This window comes from Nitratireductor kimnyeongensis (genome assembly GCF_019891395.1).
In the GTDB taxonomy this organism is placed as follows: Bacteria; Pseudomonadota; Alphaproteobacteria; order Rhizobiales; family Rhizobiaceae; genus Nitratireductor; species Nitratireductor kimnyeongensis.
Map to the genome: position 1 here is coordinate 2,049,799 of NZ_CP078143.1, position 16,904 is coordinate 2,066,702.

At 58.1% G+C, this 16,904-nt stretch carries 17 protein-coding genes; 10 read left to right on the forward strand and 7 right to left on the reverse strand.

The window, feature by feature from the left end:
• Positions 1–740: 740 nt before the first annotated feature.
• The 6 genes from rpsT to KW403_RS09760 form a co-directional block, all read right to left on the reverse strand.
• Entirely contained in the window at positions 741–1,007 is a 267-nt protein-coding gene (gene rpsT, locus KW403_RS09735; RefSeq protein ID WP_223019305.1) for a 30S ribosomal protein S20, read from the reverse strand.
• Between the two features lie 164 nt (positions 1,008–1,171).
• Positions 1,172–1,945 (reverse strand): enoyl-CoA hydratase, encoded by a 774-nt coding sequence (locus KW403_RS09740; RefSeq protein WP_223019306.1) that lies wholly within the window; start codon positions 1,943–1,945, stop codon positions 1,172–1,174.
• Positions 1,946–1,977: 32 nt separating this feature from the next.
• Positions 1,978–2,871: a bifunctional DNA-formamidopyrimidine glycosylase/DNA-(apurinic or apyrimidinic site) lyase gene (gene mutM, locus KW403_RS09745; RefSeq protein WP_223019307.1), complete on the reverse strand. Its 894-nt coding sequence runs from the start codon at positions 2,869–2,871 to the stop codon at positions 1,978–1,980.
• Between the two features lie 395 nt (positions 2,872–3,266).
• The gene (locus KW403_RS09750; RefSeq protein ID WP_223019308.1) at positions 3,267–3,899 is read right to left on the reverse strand and encodes a TadE/TadG family type IV pilus assembly protein; all 633 of its coding nucleotides are present in this window, start codon (positions 3,897–3,899) and stop codon (positions 3,267–3,269) included.
• A 32-nt stretch (positions 3,900–3,931) separates the two neighbouring features.
• On the reverse strand, positions 3,932–4,480 hold the full coding sequence (locus KW403_RS09755) for a TadE/TadG family type IV pilus assembly protein (protein WP_223019309.1): 549 nt from the start codon (positions 4,478–4,480) through the stop codon (positions 3,932–3,934).
• 159 nt (positions 4,481–4,639) lie between these two features.
• On the reverse strand, positions 4,640–5,080 hold the full coding sequence (locus KW403_RS09760) for a pilus assembly protein N-terminal domain-containing protein (protein ID WP_223019310.1): 441 nt from the start codon (positions 5,078–5,080) through the stop codon (positions 4,640–4,642).
• Between the two features lie 314 nt (positions 5,081–5,394).
• Here KW403_RS09760 and KW403_RS09765 point away from each other — a divergent pair, with 314 nt between their 5' ends.
• From KW403_RS09765 to KW403_RS09805, 9 genes are all read left to right on the forward strand, one after another.
• Positions 5,395–5,565: a Flp family type IVb pilin gene (locus tag KW403_RS09765; protein ID WP_223019311.1), complete on the forward strand. Its 171-nt coding sequence runs from the start codon at positions 5,395–5,397 to the stop codon at positions 5,563–5,565.
• A 142-nt stretch (positions 5,566–5,707) separates the two neighbouring features.
• Positions 5,708–6,229 carry an A24 family peptidase gene (locus KW403_RS09770; protein ID WP_223019312.1) on the forward strand — a complete coding sequence of 174 codons (522 nt, stop codon included), beginning with the start codon at positions 5,708–5,710 and terminating at the stop codon, positions 6,227–6,229.
• Positions 6,230–6,457: 228 nt separating this feature from the next.
• A complete protein-coding gene (cpaB, locus tag KW403_RS09775) occupies positions 6,458–7,273 on the forward strand; it encodes a Flp pilus assembly protein CpaB (RefSeq protein ID WP_223019313.1) in 816 nt (271 codons plus the stop codon).
• 47 nt (positions 7,274–7,320) lie between these two features.
• The gene (locus tag KW403_RS09780) at positions 7,321–8,862 is read left to right on the forward strand and encodes a type II and III secretion system protein family protein (protein ID WP_378596499.1); all 1,542 of its coding nucleotides are present in this window, start codon (positions 7,321–7,323) and stop codon (positions 8,860–8,862) included.
• Positions 8,863–8,891: 29 nt separating this feature from the next.
• Positions 8,892–9,620 carry a CpaD family pilus assembly protein gene (locus KW403_RS09785; protein ID WP_223019314.1) on the forward strand — a complete coding sequence of 243 codons (729 nt, stop codon included), beginning with the start codon at positions 8,892–8,894 and terminating at the stop codon, positions 9,618–9,620.
• Positions 9,621–9,634: 14 nt separating this feature from the next.
• The gene (locus KW403_RS09790) at positions 9,635–10,915 is read left to right on the forward strand and encodes a CpaE/TadZ family protein (RefSeq protein WP_223019315.1); all 1,281 of its coding nucleotides are present in this window, start codon (positions 9,635–9,637) and stop codon (positions 10,913–10,915) included.
• Between the two features lie 19 nt (positions 10,916–10,934).
• Entirely contained in the window at positions 10,935–12,458 is a 1,524-nt protein-coding gene (locus KW403_RS09795) for a TadA family conjugal transfer-associated ATPase (RefSeq protein WP_246637742.1), read from the forward strand.
• 41 nt (positions 12,459–12,499) lie between these two features.
• Positions 12,500–13,513, forward strand: a complete 1,014-nt coding sequence (locus tag KW403_RS09800; protein ID WP_223019316.1) for a type II secretion system F family protein — start codon at positions 12,500–12,502, stop codon at positions 13,511–13,513.
• A 3-nt stretch (positions 13,514–13,516) separates the two neighbouring features.
• Complete coding sequence (locus tag KW403_RS09805) at positions 13,517–14,506, forward strand: type II secretion system F family protein (protein WP_223019317.1); 990 nt, start codon at positions 13,517–13,519, stop codon at positions 14,504–14,506.
• 63 nt (positions 14,507–14,569) lie between these two features.
• On the opposite strand, the gene KW403_RS09810 is transcribed toward KW403_RS09805, so the two are convergent.
• The gene (locus KW403_RS09810) at positions 14,570–15,394 is read right to left on the reverse strand and encodes a tetratricopeptide repeat protein (protein WP_223019318.1); all 825 of its coding nucleotides are present in this window, start codon (positions 15,392–15,394) and stop codon (positions 14,570–14,572) included.
• Between the two features lie 121 nt (positions 15,395–15,515).
• Between KW403_RS09810 and KW403_RS09815 the strand changes: the two genes are divergently transcribed.
• Complete coding sequence (locus KW403_RS09815; protein ID WP_223019319.1) at positions 15,516–16,895, forward strand: leucyl aminopeptidase family protein; 1,380 nt, start codon at positions 15,516–15,518, stop codon at positions 16,893–16,895.
• The last annotated feature ends 9 nt before the right edge of the window (positions 16,896–16,904 follow it).

The window sequence follows — 16,904 nt, forward strand, 5'->3', positions numbered from 1 at the left end:
CCCGGCCTCTGCTCAAAAAACTCTCCTTCGCTCTCTACAGCGCTGAAGGCGCCGTTGAAATAGAATATTCAATCACCGGTTGTTTTTTTCGTCCGGCGGACGTGCAACTCAAGCTCGTTTGATCCTGGCGCGAACGCGCCATCAAATGGGTCCTCGACAACCGAGCTGGCGAGGCTGTCTTCAAGAGCGCACGAAACCCCCGCGTGGAGAAAAAACCACGTCGCAATGGGTGCCGATTTTGGCTTAAGTTGCCGGGCTTCTCTTGCCCTCTCGATGGCCTGACATTACCGAAATCCTTGTGGAAAGGGCAAGGGCAGGGCTGCCGCTTTTTTCTCGAATCTGGTCTTGTGCGCGGCGAAAAAATCGGCATCGCCAAGGGGGCGTCTGGATAAGCCTTTTGGATTCAAAAGCCTTTTCCAGATAAGTGCACTTCGCGTGCACATCGAAAAAAAATCATAAAAAAACACTTGACATTTCAGGTCGCTTTTTGCGCTCACCGTGACATGCGTAACCTGTGGATAAACTCTCGTAACTATCTGAAATATATGAGAAATATCCGGAGCGGCGCAATTTAACGCTCTGCTTATGTGACGAAAATAATACGATTCTCAATCACTTACGGTCAGGTGCATAAAAAGTCGGCCGGCAACAACACAGGGTTGTTGCCGGACAGCCATTCTGAAGGGCAAAGAAAAACCCGGCTGGATGGCCGGGTTCATCAAGGCGTCTCGTCAGGCGTATTAGGCGCCGAGGGCCTTCACGCGCTGAGCAAGGCGTGAAACCTTGCGGGATGCAGTGTTGCGATGCAGGACGCCTTTACCGGCGGCGCGCATAAGCTCAGGCTGAGCTGCCTTGAACGCGCTTTCCGCTGCTGCCTTGTCGCCGGAGGCCAGAGCTTCTTCGACCTTGCGAACGAAGCTACGCACACGCGAGCGACGGTTCTTGTTAACCGCAGTACGGCGAGCAATCTTGCGCACCGCCTTCTTGGCCGAAGTCGTGTTGGCCATGTTTCCTCTCTTGTCTCTACAGATCCTGCCGCGATGAATGCCTCGCGGGCGCAAAACAAAAAGGGCAGCCGCAGGGCCACCACAGTCGTGGCGGCTTATAGTGGAGCTTTCCGGCAACGTCAACGCCTATTGGCGTCTATGCGCCTGCTTCTCTCCCGAGATTGTCAGCGATTCTTGAAATTCGCAGATCTCTTTTCCGAAAATGCCGCCATGCCTTCTTTCTGATCGTCCAGTGCGAACATCGCATGGAACACCCGTCGCTCGAAACGCAGACCTTCTGCGAGAGTTGTTTCATAGGAACGGTTCACAGCCTCTTTGGTCATCATCACGGCTGGCAGGGAGAAACCGGCAATGGTTTCTGCTGCTTTCAGGGCTTCCTCAATCAATTCACCGGGGGGGACGACCCGGGAGACGAGGCCGGAGCGTTCTGCTTCCTCCGCTTCCATGAAACGGCCCGTCAGACACATGTCCATGGCTTTCGACTTGCCCACGAAGCGGGTCAGGCGCTGCGAACCGCCCATACCCGGCATGACGCCGAGCGTGATTTCCGGTTGTCCGAACTTCGCGTTCTCGGCGGCAATGATGAAGTCACACATCATGGCCAGCTCGCAGCCTCCACCAAGCGCATACCCCGCAACCGCGGCGATGATCGGTTTGCGAACACGGGTCAGGCCTTCCCAACCGGCAAAGAGATCCTCCATATAGGCGTCCACGTAGGACTTCGAAGCCATTTCCTTGATGTCGGCGCCGGCAGCGAAAGCTTTTTCCGATCCGGTGATGACGATGGCGCCGATCCGAGGATTGTCGTCAAACGCCTCCAACGCACCCACGACTTCCTCAAGCACTTTCGAATTGAGCGCGTTCAGCGCCTTGGGCCGATTCAGCGTGATCAGCCCGACGCGTTCCCGTGTTTCAACCAGAATCGTCTCATATGCCATGATCTGAATTCCTCTCCGTTGTTCTTGAATTGCTAACGCTGGCAGGTCGGGCAATAGAAGGTAGACCGCCCACTTTGCACAATACGGCGAACGGTGCCGCTGCATTCATCGTGAGCACATGGTTTCCCTTCTCGGCCATATACCTTGAAAGAGTGCTGGAAATATCCCAGCGACCCGTCCGCTTTCACGTAATCGCGCAGAGATGAGCCGCCTGCCGCGATCGCCTCGGCGATGACAGCGCGAATCGATAGCGCCAGTCGTTCGCACCGTTCAGACGATCCACGCCGGGCGACGATCGTGTCGGCGCTGCGTTTGGGTGAAAGCCTTGCGCGCCACAACGCCTCGCAGACATAAATGTTCCCGAGGCCGGCGATCACCCGCTGATCCAGCAGGACGGCCTTCAGCGGTGCGCGCTTCTCACGCAGGCGCTCAGAAAGCAATGCACCGTCGAGAATGTTTCCGGTTGGCTCAATGCCGAGCGTGGATAAGAGCGGATGGCTGTCCAGCGGCCCTTCGGCATGCAGAAGCATGAATCCGAATCTGCGTGGATCATTGTAGACCACGCGAATACTGCGCCCGTCTCCCGCTGTCAGATGAAAGACCGCATGGTCGTGCTTCTCCGCTTTGGAGCGCGGATGGTGAAATTCTCCCAATGTCTGTTCCGCGTTGTCATCCTCGTCGACACGAAACGAACCGGACATTCCCAAATGGCACAGAACCACGTCGGAGGTTTCCAGATGGATGAGGAGATATTTTGCCCGACGGCCGAGTGCGACGATCTCTTGTCCGCGAAGCCGCTCGGTGAACCCACGAGGAAACGGAAAACGCAGGTCCGGACGCCGCAATTCAATGGAATCGATACGCGCACCCTCCATGATCGGCTGCAGTCCTCGGCGGACGGTTTCGACCTCGGGCAGTTCAGGCATGATGGAAAAGCTCACTCAGGAAAGGCCGGCGATGGAGCAGGGCGGGAAAGGAGAGATGCCCCCGGGTATGGAAAACCGAGTTGGAGCGTCGAGAGTTTGGCTTACCTTCGAAGCCTTTGGGGTCATCCGGCGAAAGCCATTCGCCGAAAAGCTCCTGTCCGAAAAGCAATGCGCGCACCATTTCCACTCACCGTTGATACCCTTCGTCAAAGACATAGAGCATTTTACAAAGCGGTGGAATCACCTGATCTCGCATACAGGTAGACGAGCCAGGAGGTCGACGAGCTAGGAGGCCGGCGATCAGGAGAATGAATGGTCCTGGTGCCTCCTTCGGTAGGAGGCGCGGGATTGCGGGCCGGTACGATGTTTTTCCTGGGGCGGGGCGTCGCAACCGGTCAGCAGTCGTCGCAAGGCACAGTGCTGCTCATGCGTGGACGCAGGTAGAAGCGCTCGCTCATCTGCAGGTTATCCAGCCCCGCCATCGCCGTCAGACCGGTTGATTTTGTGCCATCCTTCGACCAGGTGAGGATGGGCTTGTATCCGAGTGCGGCGCTGGCGCGTATGTAGAACGCTCCCTTGATGTTGAGTTCTTCGGGCAGCGTGGTGGTGCTGCCTTTGGGAAGGCCGGTGGATGCCGTTCCGTTTTTCAGTTCGCGTGACCAGACCACCTTGATCTTCGGGTTCTGCTCGTCCGTGACCTCGATCGCGGTAAGTGTCATCGTCGGCATTGAGCGATTGTAGGGCTTCATTATGGCGCTGCCAATCTTCATGACAGCATCGACCTCGCTTGCGGTGATCGATGGTTGTTGCGCTACAAGGTCGCCAGCCATGTTGGCAGCGCGACTGAGTTTCTTGTTGACGTCGATCGCCTGACCGAACTCCAAAGTCAGAAAATACATCGCAAAGAGAATGGGCGCGATGAGCGCGAACTCAATTGCAGCCACGCCCCTCTTGTTGAGCGCGAAAGCTCCCAGAGTGGACAAGAACCCGCACCGCATGGCGCCCGTTGTTTTTTGATCGATTGTCATTGCCTGGTCCCCCAACGACCTATTGCCCGTAGTTAGAATGGCTCGTTCTGCCAGGTGTTCGATGAGAAAAGCAGTAGCTTACCGTCAGGCAGCCGGTCCGCCAGCAGGTTTGTGACCACGGGCCAGCGATAGTAAACGCGCATCATGTTCTTCGTGAGCGCCGGGCCCAGATCGGTTTTCGTATCGATGCTGCCATCGTCATTGAAGCCGAGGCTCGACTTGGCGGCGTCATCGAACGTGTCGAACTGCCGCAGATCCACCTCAAGGCCAGGACAGGTCTCCGACATTAACATGGACATGCGGTTGCACAGCAGGTCGCGCAGCTTCGTTTCATTCAGTTCGCTGGCTCGTACCTGACCGGTACGGAACAACCGAGCGACGTCGTCGGTCGCATTGGCGAGCAGTTGCTGCGCCGCAAAGCCGATGCAGGCTTCCAGAATCACAAAGATCAGGAAGAAGAAAGGGAGACCGAGAAAGGCGACCTCGATGGCCGCCACGCCTTCCTCGTTCTTGATGAACCGGCCCAGCACACGGCGCCGATATGGCGCGCTGCACGCTTTGCCTTTTGTCTGATCGCCCATAACCGACCCCTGAAGTGTGCGTTGTCAGGGGGGACTATAACCAGCCCCGGTTGCATTCCGGTTTTGACGGCAGGTTAAATTGCAGAGGTTCTGTTTACGCTTTGCAAACCGTGTCCTGACTGGACGCGCCAATCGATATGTCTGCGTTTGTCATGCGCCCTACTGATTGGCGCTGATCTCGGCTTCAGAAGCCCGCTCCGCATCGGTCTTGTATGAGCTCTCGCAGTATGGAGTACAAGAAAGCGTCTGAACGTTGGCACGGCGGTAGATGCGCACAGAGCTGGCAGACTGCCTGCTGACCATGACCTGCTCGTCAACGATGGGTTGCCCGTCAATGTCGAGCACGACGAGATTGGTGACGCCAAATCCCTTCCCTGTGAGAACGATGGTCGTCGCGTCCTGCACGGCTGCGTCAGCGATTTCGGGGTTGCCGATCACGATCGTGTCGGCTTCACGCGCGAGTTTGACAATCTTCGCCTGGTTCATCACGACTTCGATTGCGGCCTCGTTCGCCGAGGTAATTCCCGACAGTGCAACCAGACCTGCGGTCAGAAACACTGTTTTCAAGGCAGTTCCGGTTTTGGAATATACGGCGCGCATCACCCTGCTCCCCACGTCAAGCTGAAGAGAGTATGAACCTGATTGGTGAACCAAGGGTTAAGTACACGCCGGAGAGGTGTGGAAGCGGCATGGTTCTCGACGTTATATATAAAGTGTTCGGGCGAAACAGCCGCTGCCGGGTGCTTTATGAACGTGTTAACCAATACCCGCGCTTTCAGACGGCAAGGTTTTGGTAAGGGTATTTCTTAAGCAGGTTGAAAGAGCTCCCTCGTATGGTCAGGCCATCCGATCAACACAACAAAAAACGTTGACGGTCTTGCTGAACAAAAAACGCGGAAGAGGAGTTTTCCCAAATGGCTAATCTGTTTGCACGTTTCATGAAAGACGAGTCCGGCGCAACCGCTATCGAGTATGGCCTTCTGGCTGCTCTGATCGCTCTCGGTATCGTTGCTGGCGCCACCGCACTCGGCGGCAAGCTGAGCGACACCTTCCAGGGCATCGCGGACGACCTGCCGGGCAACTAAGAACGTCCGACTGGATTGTTCCAGAGATTGGGGCCGCTTCTCCACCGGAGAGGCGGCCTTTCTCGTTGATGGTCCCGAAGGTCGGTTCATCAAGTTTTAAGCGGCGATCCGGATAATCCCAAAGAAACTGAGGTGTCATGGCATGCTTGAAGCAATCGTTCTCGTGGTGTTTCCCTTCTGTATGGTTTTTGCTGCGGTCTCGGACCTGCTGTCCATGACCATAGCGAACCGTGTGTCCGTGTTGCTTCTTGCCACTTTCGCTGTCGCTGCACCGATGATCGGCATGGATTGGACACAGATTGGATTGCATCTGGCAGCAGGCGCACTTGTGCTGGCCGTGACGTTCGCCCTTTTCGCCTTTGGGGGCATGGGTGGCGGAGATGCGAAGCTCATGGCAGCCACCGCAATCTGGTTTGGCTTCAGTCCGATTCTCATCCAGTACTTTCTGACCGCAGCGTTGCTGGGTGGCGCCCTTACGCTCCTGATCCTTAAATTCAGGAACTCGTATATCGGCTACGTGTCGGTCAACAATCTCCTGTTGCGCAATCTTGCCGATCACAAGGCGGGGATCCCCTACGGGATTGCACTGGGCACTGCAGGCCTTTTCGCTTACCCGGAAACCTCATTTGTTCAATGGGCTCTCGCCCGGCTGGCCGGGCTTTAGCCTCTGATCTGGATATCCGAGGCCCCGAGCCCCGAAACCCTCCAGAATCCGGTAATGCGGATGAACGCCTCGATCTTCGGACGGGGCGTTTTTTGCGTATTTTGGCCCCTGAGGATTATTCAACTTTGAATTAATCATTTTTGTAAGGTTCGCGTTAACCATAATTTGACGATTGACACTTCATTCTCCGCTTCACGCAACGGAAGACCGAGTACAAGGGGCGGAGTCATGAGCAAATCCCGGATCGTCATATTAGGAGTGGCCGTGCTGGCTGCCCTTGGCGCCGGTTATGTCGCCAAGAACTTGACGACACCGGCTCCGCAACAGCCGGTCGCAAACGCGGGGCCAGAAGAACCAGCCATTGACCTGGTCGACGTTCTCGTCATCGGACAGGATGTCCCGATGGGAACCGAGCTTGGCAGCGCGTTGTCATGGCAATCATGGCCCGCGAACAACATCAACGCCAACATGATCACCCGCAACGACAGCCCGGAAGCGCTTGAAGAGCTGCGCAGTTCCATTGCGCGCGTCGGGCTCTATACGGGCGAGCCCCTCAGGCGCTCCAAGCTCATCGGCGAGGGGATGAGCTTCATGTCGGCAATTCTGCCAGCAGGAAAACGCGCTGTCGCGACCCAGATCGCTGCTGATACGTCTGCAGGCGGTTTCATTCTTCCCAATGACTATGTCGATGTGATCATGACGCGCCGTTCGCAAGAGAACGGCACTGCGAATGGTTTCATCACCGAGACAATTCTCAAGAACATTAAGGTCCTCGCCATCGACCAGGCGATCCAGGAAGACGAGGAGGGTCGTCGGGTCAAGGTGGGTGAAACCGCCACGCTCGAGCTGACGCCGGAGCAGGCGGAGATCATCACGGTTGCACAGCAGATGGCTGATCGTCTCACGCTTTCATTGCGGGCGATTACCGATACGAACGAAACATCGGAGAATGACGGGTCCTACCTCGTTTCAGGCAGAGGCAGGGGCAACAGTGTCCGTCTGATCAAATCCGGTGAAGTCACCGAAGTGGGGACCCGGAAATGACGAAGCGCATGGATGAGGCGAGGGCGGTGAAACAGTCGGAGCGGGGAATGCGCAGCACGTTGAAACTGACTGCACGCCTACTATTGGGATGCGTCACAATCTTGGCCGCACAAACTGCTTTGCCGGATGGCACGGCCGTGGCCCAGGAGAATGTCGTCAAGGCGCGTGGCGGAGCCAGTGTTAACCAGCGGGTAAAGCTCGGTCTCAACAAGTCGCTTGTGCTCGACCTGCCGAGCGATGCCTACGACATTCTGGTGGCCAACCCAACGGTCGCTGACGCTGTGACGCGCACCGCAAGACGCATTTATCTGTTCGGCAAGCAGGTGGGCGAGACCAATATCTTCGTTTTTGGCGCCAATGGCGAGCAAATCGCCAGTCTCGACCTTGCGGTGGAGCGCGATGTGGCCGGGCTTGAAGAGTATCTCAAGCGCTTTATTCCCCATTCCGATATCGATGTTGAACTTATCAACGACAACGTCGTCCTCACCGGAACGGTTGAGACACCGCTTGATGCCGCCCGCGCAGCTCAGCTTGCGCAGATATTCGTCACCGGTGGTGAGGCCACGACTGGCCAATACTCCCAAAGCGCGGCAGCGCCAACAGATGGCGGTGGTGTTGCGATCAACAACCCCGACCAGAAGCGCCAGACGAGCCGGATCGTCAACATGATCCAGATCATCGGCGAGGACCAGGTCACGCTGAAAGTCACAGTCGCCGAGGTCAGCCGCTCCGTCATGAAGCAGCTCGGCGTAAACATGATCGGCTCCGGCAGTGCCGACGGCATCTCCTGGGGCGCTGTGGTGGACAATGCCTTCGGGCTCGGCAAGCCGCTTTCCCCCACACAGTTTTCGGTCGGTGGATCGCTGATCGACGCCTATATCAACGCCATGGAACAGGCAGGCGTGATGAAGACGCTGGCCGAGCCGGCTCTGACGGCTGTCTCCGGCGAAAAAGCGACCTTCCGCGTTGGTGGTGAGTTCAACATCGTCACCTCGCAGGAGATCGACCCAGACACGAACGCGCTGAAATACGAGGTCGAAAAGATCGACTACGGCATTGGTCTGGAGTTCCTTCCAACAGTTCTTTCTGCCGGCCGCATCAGCCTGAAGATCCGCACGCAGGTTTCCGAACCCACCATGCAGGGATCCCAGACCTTCTTCGCAGGCATGGGACGGGGTGAGCGCTACCGCAATGCCTCTAGCATGAACGCGATTTCGATCCGCAAGCGCCTCGCCGATACCACGGTCGAACTGCCCTCCGGCGGGTCGATGATGATCGCCGGCCTTGTGCAGGATGACGTGCGCCAGGCGTTCAACGGGGTGCCGGGGCTCTCCAAGGTCCCCGTACTTGGTGCGCTGTTCCGCAGCCGCGATTTCGTTCGCAATGAAACGGAACTGGTGATCATCGTAACGCCGTACCTGTCCAAACCGACCGCGCGCAATGCTTTGGCGAAGCCGGACGATAATTTCACGCCCGCCAGCGATGGCGCGGGAATGTTCCTTGGCCGCGTAAACCGCGTCTACGGAAGCATGAAAACCAACCTGCCCAATGGCCGCTACCACGGCGTTGTCGGCTACATCTACAAATGAGCTGGGGAAAGGTTATGCCGGGGGTGGTCATGATGAAGAACACGACACGGAACACACATCGGGCCAGGCTCGCCGGCACGGCGATGGTTATCTGCGCGGCTGTAGCCATGGCCGGATGCGCCGCAAAGCGGGATTCGGTCATAGTTGGGTCGATACCGGATGACTATCGCACCAATCACCCGATCGTCATCTCCGAGAAGGCGCAGGAAATCGATCTGCCAATTGCGGCTTCCGCGCGGAAAATGACGCGCGACCAGATGGGGACACTGGCAGGTTTCATGAGCGGATATGACCTCCGTTCCGGCGGCACGGTTTCCGTACTTGTGCCCTCAGGTTCCATCAATGAGCTGGGCGCGTCCAACGTTGCCTCCCAGATCACGCAACTGCTCCAGAAGCAGGGTGTCCCTCCCGAGAACATCTCGGTTGTCTCCTATCAGGCTCTTGCACCGGACACCGCACCGCCGATCCGCGTCTCCTATCCCGTGGTCAAGGCTTCCACCACTCCATGTGGCCGGTGGCCGGAAGACATCCTGGATACGACGGACAACAAGCATTACGCGAACTTTGGTTGCTCCTATCAGAACAATCTGGCCGCGCAGGTCGCGAACCCGAACGATTTCCTTGGGCCGCGCAAGCAGGGTGAGATTGATGCAGAGAACCGGATGGGTGTCATCGACAAGTATCGTGGTGCTGAGAGCATTTATAAACCTGGCACGGTGTCCGAAGATTTCCGGGCCGCTAGAGAGATCGCGTACTAGGCGAGGGGCATGACATGAGCAATCTGGCCTACGAAACGGACCACGAGGATCTCGTTCCAGAGGATGGCACATCGCCAGCGCTGCAGAAATTGCGGCCGATCCCAAGAATCTCTATTCAGGCATTCTGCGAGACCGACAGCGTTGCCAATCCGATCGAACGGGCAGGCGAAGATCGGCGCATGGCGAAGACCCATCTGAAGGTGCATATGGGGGGTGTCGCTACGGCGGTCGAATTTTATCAGACTGCGGCCACGCCGAACCTCGTTATCGTGGAATCGTCCTCCGAGCCGCGAGAACTGCTCGCCTCGCTGGAACAGTTGGCGTCGGTCTGCGACCCATCGACGAAAGTCATCATCATCGGTCACTACAACGATGTCTGGCTGTATCGGGAGCTGATCCGCGCAGGCATTTCCGAATATGTGGTCGCGCCGATCTCGATGGCGGACATTGTCAGCGTGATCGCCAATATTTTCGTCGACCCCGAGGCCGAGCCGCTGGGGCACTCGATCGCGTTTATCGGTGCGAAAGGCGGGGTCGGTTCTTCGACTGTTGCCCACAACCTGGCCTGGTCGATCTCCAATCTGTTCGAGAACGAAGTGGTGGTTGCCGATCTGGATCTGCCTTTCGGTACTGCGAACATCAACTTCGATCAGGATCCCGCGCAGGGCATCGCCGAAGCGGTGTTTTCGCCTGAGCGCATTGATGAAGTCTATCTTGATCGGTTGCTGGCCCAGTGCGCCGAAAGACTTTCCCTTCTGGCGGCTCCCTCCACACTCGATCGCGTTTACGATTTCGATCCCGAGGCTTTTGCGCAAATCATCGACACGACGCAGCGCACCGCGCCGGTGCTGGTTCTCGACGTGCCGCATGTCTGGAACGGATGGACCAAGACGACCCTTGCACAGGCCGATGAGATCGTCATCACGGCCACGCCCGACCTTGCCAATCTGCGCAATACGAAAAACCTGATCGACACGCTGAAGAAGCTGCGGCCGAACGATAAGGCGCCGGTTCTTCTGCTCAATCAGGCAGGGATACCGAAGCGGCCTGAAATATCGCTGGAAGACTTCGCCGAACCGCTCGGTATAACCCCGGCAGCGACCATTCCCTTCGAGCCGCAACTGTTCGGCAATGCTGCCAACAACGGCCGCATGCTGGGCGAAATGGACGCAAACAACCCCATCGTCGAAACGATCAATGAGCTCGCTCATATTCTGACAGGTCGGCGTGATGTGAAGCCGAAAAAGAAGAGTGGCTTGTCCGGAATCCTGGGCAGGTTGAAACGCAAAAGCTGATACGGATTGGTAGCGTCAGATGTTCGGAAAGAGAGGGGCAGGCGTCCCGCATCCCACAGCGCCGCACACCGAAACCCCGAAAGCCTTTTCGGGCGGCACCGACGTATTGACGCCGGAGCGTCCGGCCCCCGCGAGCGCGCAGAATGCAGCGCCGGCGTCGCCGGAAGCAGCGTCACGTCCGCGCGCAGAAAGCCCCAGGCCCGCTCCGGTCGCGCCTCCTCCCCCGCCGGCACGATCGCCGCAGCCCGCTCGTGCGCGCAGCGAGTCGTATTACGATACAAAGAGCCAGGTTTTCTCGGCGCTGATAGAGACCATCGATCTCTCGCAGCTCGCCAATCTCGACCCCGATAGCGCGCGCGAGGAAATCCGCGACATCGTCAACGACATCATCGCGATCAAGAACTTCGCGATGTCGATCTCCGAGCAGGAAGAGTTGCTCGAAGACATCTGTAACGATGTGTTGGGTTACGGTCCGCTCGAGCCACTTCTGGCACGTGACGATATCGCCGATATCATGGTCAATGGTGCCGAGCATGTTTACATCGAAGTCAACGGCAAGGTCGAACAGACCGGCGTGCGCTTCCGCGACAATCAGCAGCTACTCAACATCTGCCAGCGTATCGTCAGTCAGGTCGGTCGCCGCGTCGATGAATCGAGCCCGATCTGCGATGCGCGCCTGCCCGATGGTTCGCGTGTCAACGTCATCGCCCCGCCACTTGCCATTGATGGCGCATCACTGACCATTCGTAAGTTCAAGAAGGACAAGTTGACTCTTGATCAGCTTGTGCGCTTCGGAGCGATCTCGCCGGAAGGTGCCGAGATCTTGAAGATCATCGGTCGCGTCCGCTGCAACGTTTTGATCTCGGGCGGCACGGGTTCGGGCAAGACGACGCTGCTGAACTGTCTCACCAGTTTCATTGATCTCGATGAGCGCATCATCACATGTGAGGACTCCGCCGAGCTGCAGCTGCAGCAGCCGCATGTGGTCCGTCTCGAAACGCGCCCTCCCAACCTCGAGGGCGAGGGCGAAGTCACCATGCGTGACCTCGTGCGCAACTGTCTGCGCATGCGTCCCGAGCGGATCATCGTGGGTGAGGTGCGCGGCCCGGAGGTCTTCGATCTCCTACAGGCGATGAACACGGGCCATGATGGTTCGATGGGAACCATCCACTCCAACAATCCGCGTGAATGTCTGAACCGTATCGAGTCCATGGTCGCCATGGGCGGGTTCACGCTGCCGCAGAAAACCGTGCGAGAAATCATCGTCGGCTCGGTCGATGTCATCATCCAGGCAACGCGTCTGCGTGATGGCTCGCGCCGCATCACGCACGTGACCGAGGTGATCGGCATGGAAGGCGATGTGATCATCACGCAGGACCTCGTTCTCTATGACATGAAGGGCGAGGACGCGAACGGCAAGATTATTGGCGAACACGTGTCGACCGGCATCGCACGGCCGCATTTCTGGGACCGTGCCCGGTATTATGGTGAAGAGCAGCGTCTGGCGAATGCGCTGGAAGCGATGGAACGGAAGACTGACTAGGATGTCGGCGCCTTTCTGTTCCGGTTTGGACAGGTAAATCCATGTTTGGAATGGACATCACTCTGATTGCGTTCGTTCTTCTGGCCGGCTGCAGCGCCGGGGCGGTGGCTTATGCGTTGATGTTCAACAACATTACCGCAGAGAAAAAAGTCGGGCGGCGACTGGACTCAGTGAAGCGGGCCCAGACAGATCAGGTTTCGATCAAAGCCTCACGCGACCGTGTTGCCGAAACGGCGAAGCGTCGCAAATCGATTCAGGACTCGCTGAAGGATCTGGAAGAGAGGCAGAAAAAGCGCGACAGCAGGGTTCGCAAACCACCACTTAAAATGCAGCTCAAGCAGGCTGGGATGAATGTAACGCCGGAGCGTTTTTACATCGTTTCGGCAATCTGCGGATTGGTTTTGACCTTGGCAGTTTTCTTCATGGGTGTTCCGCTCTTCGTGCTTCCGGGCGCCTTGATTGTCGGGGCACTGGGCTTGCCGCGCTGGTTTGTGTCCTGGCGGCGCCGTGGCCGCGTGAAAGCGTTCCTGAATGAATTTCCGAATTCGCTTGATGTGATCGTCCGTGCGGTGAAGTCGGGCCTGCCGATCAACGACGGCATACGTTTGATTGCAAGTGAGTCGCAGGAACCGGTGCGTACCGAGTTTCGCCGGATCGTGGAAGCCCAGCAAATGGGCGTTTCGACACCGGAAGCTTGCGTAAGGATGGGCGAGACCATGCCGTGCCCGGAAGCGAACTTCTTTGGCATCGTTATTCAGATTCAGTCTCAGGCGGGCGGCAATCTTTCCGAAGCGCTGTCAAACCTGTCCCGCGTGCTTCGCAACCGCAAGAAAATGAAGGCGAAGGTTCAAGCGCTGTCGATGGAAGCCAAGGCATCGGCCGTTATCATCGGAGCCCTGCCCTTTGTCGTCGCTTTCCTCGTCTATCTCACCAGCCCGAGCTACATCATCCCGCTCTTTACCACCAGCGCTGGGCATCTGATTCTGGGCTTCGCTGCGATGTGGATGACGATCGGCATTCTTGTGATGCGGAACATGATCAATTTCGAGGTTTAGACAATGCCTTCAAACGTCATCGGAAGTATCATCGAACCCAGTTTCCTGATCGCGCTTCTGGTCGCAGTTGCGGTTTTCGCAACCGTGTTTACGCTTCTGCCGGCATTTGGTGGCGATCCTCTGAAGGCGCGCATGAAAAGCGTTGCGCTCGAGCGTGAGGAATTGCGGGCGCGGCAGCGCGCGCGTCTTGCCGCCGAGGCCGACAAGCGTCGCCGGGGCTTGCGCGAGCATCAGTCGGAAGGCATGCGCGCCATCGTCGACCGCCTCGATCTGCGCCGCGCGCTGGCCGACGATGCGGCGGTGGCGAAGTTGCGCACGGCCGGCTTTAGGGGCCAGAACCCGCTGACGAAGTTTCTCTTCTTCCGGCTTATTCTTCCGTTCGTCACGCTGCTTCTCGCAGTCGTCTATATTTTCGTCCTTGGCGGGCTCCCCGAGCAGCCTTTGTTCGTGAAGCTTTTTGTTTGTGTCATCGCCGCCTATGCAGGCTTTTACGCACCTGTTCTGTATGTCAGCAATCTGGCATCAAAGCGAAAGAAGTCGATCCAGATCGCGTGGCCTGACGCGCTCGATCTGATGTTGATCTGCGTCGAATCGGGCATGTCGATCGAAGCAGCTTTCCGGCGCGTGGCAGACGAGATCGGCATTCAGTCGGTACCTTTGGCCGAAGAGCTGGTACTGACGACCGCGGAACTCTCCTTCCTTCAGGAACGCCGTCAGGCCTATGAGAATTTAGCCGCACGTACAGGGCTGGAGACGGTCAAGAGCGTCACCCAGGCGTTGATCCAGGCCGAGCGCTACGGCACGCCGGTGAGCCATGCCCTTCGGGTGCTTGCGGACGAAAGCCGAGAGATGCGGATGAACGAGGCGGAAAAGAAGGCCGCCGCTTTGCCGCCCAAACTCACCGTTCCAATGATCCTCTTTTTCATCCCCGTCCTGTTTGCCGTGATTCTCGGGCCGGCAGGCATCCAGATCAAGCAACAGGGGCTGTTCTGAGCTTACCAAAAAAAGGCCGCTCGAAGCGGCCTTTTTCAATTCTGTTTTCATTTGAAAGCGCTGTTATTGGCGCTTCTTTTTTTCGTCGTCAGAGATCTGGCTCCACGCATTCTGCTGCGCGAGCATGGAGCGAAGATAGGCGACATTGGCTTCGGCCTGCTCGGGCGAAAGCTCCTGCCGGGCCAGTTGCTCCGCTTCGCCGAAACGCCCCTGGAGCCCGACGACGAGCGCCAGGTTCTGGCGCACGCGGCTGTCGGCACCGGAAGCCTGTACGGCTTGGCGCATATAATGCTCGGCTGACTTCAGGTCACCTTCAAGCAGATACGACATGCCCATGTTCGAAAGCACGGAGGGTTCACCCGGCTTGAGGTTGAGAGCCTGACGATAAAGCGTCCGGGCTGCATCTTTCTGTCCGAGTTGATCCAGGATTGCGCCCTCTGCCGATTGCAGCCGCCAATCCGGATATTCCGGAGTCTGCGCCCGGCGTACCGCGTCCAGCGCTGGCTGAAGCTCGCCGGCGGCGGCCAATGCCTTGCCATAGGCGGCCAGAACGTCGCGGTCCGTGGGATGATCGATCGCGAGCTTTCGCATCACTGCCAGAGACTGGTCGACCCGACCGGTCATCTGAAGAACCGATGCATATTGTAGCGCGGTGCCCTTGTCCTTGGTGTTCTGGGTGTAGGCGCGCCCAAGCGAATCGGCGGTGCTGCGCAACTGCGATTCGCTCATGGCTGAAACATTGGAAACTGCCTTGGGCGTGCTGCGGCTGACGGAACCGGTCGTGATCCGGTCCTTGGCACAGCCCGCCACTGACACCGCCAAAATCAGCGCAATCGCTGTCTTCGTGATCCTGTTTACGGTTGCATTCGTGCGCTGTTCGGTAAACATCTGCGCGCGCCCTCCGGTTGGCTTCGGCCGCTCCACGGCCAACTCTCAACAGAGAGAAATATTCTGTTAACCCTAACGGAGCGTTAAAGCGCACCGCGAAACGTAAATGAGGAGACACCAAATGTCCGTTACGCTCCTGAGCTCGCCAAAGGCTTCATCCCTGCCCGTATACGCGGTAGAGGCGGATGCCTTGGATGCTTGCAAAGCGCCGAAGACAGCGATCTCCTGGGCGAAGGCAAACGGCTTCTCAGGGGCTGCGGCCACGGTTCTGACGGTACCCGGTGAAAATGGCGCCGTCGCCGGCGCTTTTTTCGGGCTTGGCAAGACTGATGCAGGCAACCCGCTTGCTGCCGGTGCGTTGGCCCGGCACCTGCCGGAGGGCGACTGGCACTTTGCCGATGCTCCGAAAGACGCGGAACTTGCAATCCTCGGTCTGTTGCTCGGGTCCTACGCATTCACACGCTACGGTAAGAAGCCGCGCAATGCTCTTGGCTTTGTCCTGCCTGAAGGTGTCGATGCGAATCGCGTCGAGCGGTTGGCTAATGGCTGCTTCCTCGCGCGCGATCTCATCAACACACCTGCCGGCGATATGGGCCCTGATGCGCTCGAGGACGCCACCCGCGCACTCGCCAATGAGCATGGTGCCTCGCTGTCGGTGACCCTTGGCAACGACCTTCTCAAGAAAAACCTTCCCATGATCCACGCGGTCGGCCGCGCTGCTGAAGCTGCACCGCGCCTTCTCGATCTGCGCTGGGGGCGTGAGAATGCACCGAAGATCACGCTTGTCGGCAAGGGGGTCTGTTTCGATACCGGCGGCCTGGACATAAAGCCCGCCGCCGGCATGCTGCTCATGAAGAAGGACATGGGCGGTGCGGCCAATGTTCTCGGTCTTGCCGCAATCCTCATGGCGGCAAAGTTGGACATTCGTCTGCGTGTGCTCATTCCGGCAGTGGAAAACGCCGTTGCGGGCAATGCCTTCCGTCCCGGCGATGTGCTGACCAGCCGTAAAGGTCTCACCGTGGAGATCGGAAACACCGATGCCGAGGGCCGGCTGGTGCTTGCCGATGCGATGGCACTGGCGGACGAGGAGGAACCGGAACTTCTGATAGACATGGCGACGCTGACCGGTGCAGCGCGCGTCGCGCTCGGACCCGATGTCCCCCCATACTACACCGATGACGAAGCGCTGGCAGGTGCCCTGGCGCAAGCCTCGGAGAGCGTTGCCGACCCACTCTGGCGCATGCCGCTTTGGAAGCCCTATCTCTCGCGTCTGGATTCAAAGATCGCCGACATCAACAATGTCTCACTCGATGGCTTCGCGGGCTCTCCGATTGCCGGCCTTTTCCTTGGCCGGTTCGTGGAGAAGGCGAAGAGCTGGGCGCATTTTGACATCTATGGCTGGAACCCGGCAGACAAGCCTTACGCGCCCATCGGTGGCGAAGCACAGGGAATCCGCGCCATCGAGCGCGTTTTGGCGAACCGCTACGGGAGTGCCTCCTGACAAAGCTTC

Coding starts and splice junctions, on each gene's coding strand:
- KW403_RS09785 (WP_223019314.1), top strand. CDS start 8,892: ATGATGAAGAACACGACACGGAACACACATCGGGCCAGGCTCGCCGGC.
- KW403_RS09760 (WP_223019310.1), bottom strand. CDS start 5,080: ATGCGCGCCGTATATTCCAAAACCGGAACTGCCTTGAAAACAGTGTTT.
- rpsT (WP_223019305.1), bottom strand. CDS start 1,007: ATGGCCAACACGACTTCGGCCAAGAAGGCGGTGCGCAAGATTGCTCGC.
- KW403_RS09815 (WP_223019319.1), top strand. CDS start 15,516: ATGTCCGTTACGCTCCTGAGCTCGCCAAAGGCTTCATCCCTGCCCGTA.
- KW403_RS09770 (WP_223019312.1), top strand. CDS start 5,708: ATGCTTGAAGCAATCGTTCTCGTGGTGTTTCCCTTCTGTATGGTTTTT.
- KW403_RS09750 (WP_223019308.1), bottom strand. CDS start 3,899: ATGACAATCGATCAAAAAACAACGGGCGCCATGCGGTGCGGGTTCTTG.
- KW403_RS09740 (WP_223019306.1), bottom strand. CDS start 1,945: ATGGCATATGAGACGATTCTGGTTGAAACACGGGAACGCGTCGGGCTG.
- KW403_RS09780 (WP_378596499.1), top strand. CDS start 7,321: ATGCGCAGCACGTTGAAACTGACTGCACGCCTACTATTGGGATGCGTC.
- KW403_RS09755 (WP_223019309.1), bottom strand. CDS start 4,480: ATGGGCGATCAGACAAAAGGCAAAGCGTGCAGCGCGCCATATCGGCGC.
- KW403_RS09805 (WP_223019317.1), top strand. CDS start 13,517: ATGCCTTCAAACGTCATCGGAAGTATCATCGAACCCAGTTTCCTGATC.
- mutM (WP_223019307.1), bottom strand. CDS start 2,871: ATGCCTGAACTGCCCGAGGTCGAAACCGTCCGCCGAGGACTGCAGCCG.
- KW403_RS09800 (WP_223019316.1), top strand. CDS start 12,500: ATGTTTGGAATGGACATCACTCTGATTGCGTTCGTTCTTCTGGCCGGC.
- KW403_RS09790 (WP_223019315.1), top strand. CDS start 9,635: ATGAGCAATCTGGCCTACGAAACGGACCACGAGGATCTCGTTCCAGAG.
- KW403_RS09795 (WP_246637742.1), top strand. CDS start 10,935: ATGTTCGGAAAGAGAGGGGCAGGCGTCCCGCATCCCACAGCGCCGCAC.
- KW403_RS09765 (WP_223019311.1), top strand. CDS start 5,395: ATGGCTAATCTGTTTGCACGTTTCATGAAAGACGAGTCCGGCGCAACC.
- KW403_RS09810 (WP_223019318.1), bottom strand. CDS start 15,394: ATGTTTACCGAACAGCGCACGAATGCAACCGTAAACAGGATCACGAAG.
- cpaB (WP_223019313.1), top strand. CDS start 6,458: ATGAGCAAATCCCGGATCGTCATATTAGGAGTGGCCGTGCTGGCTGCC.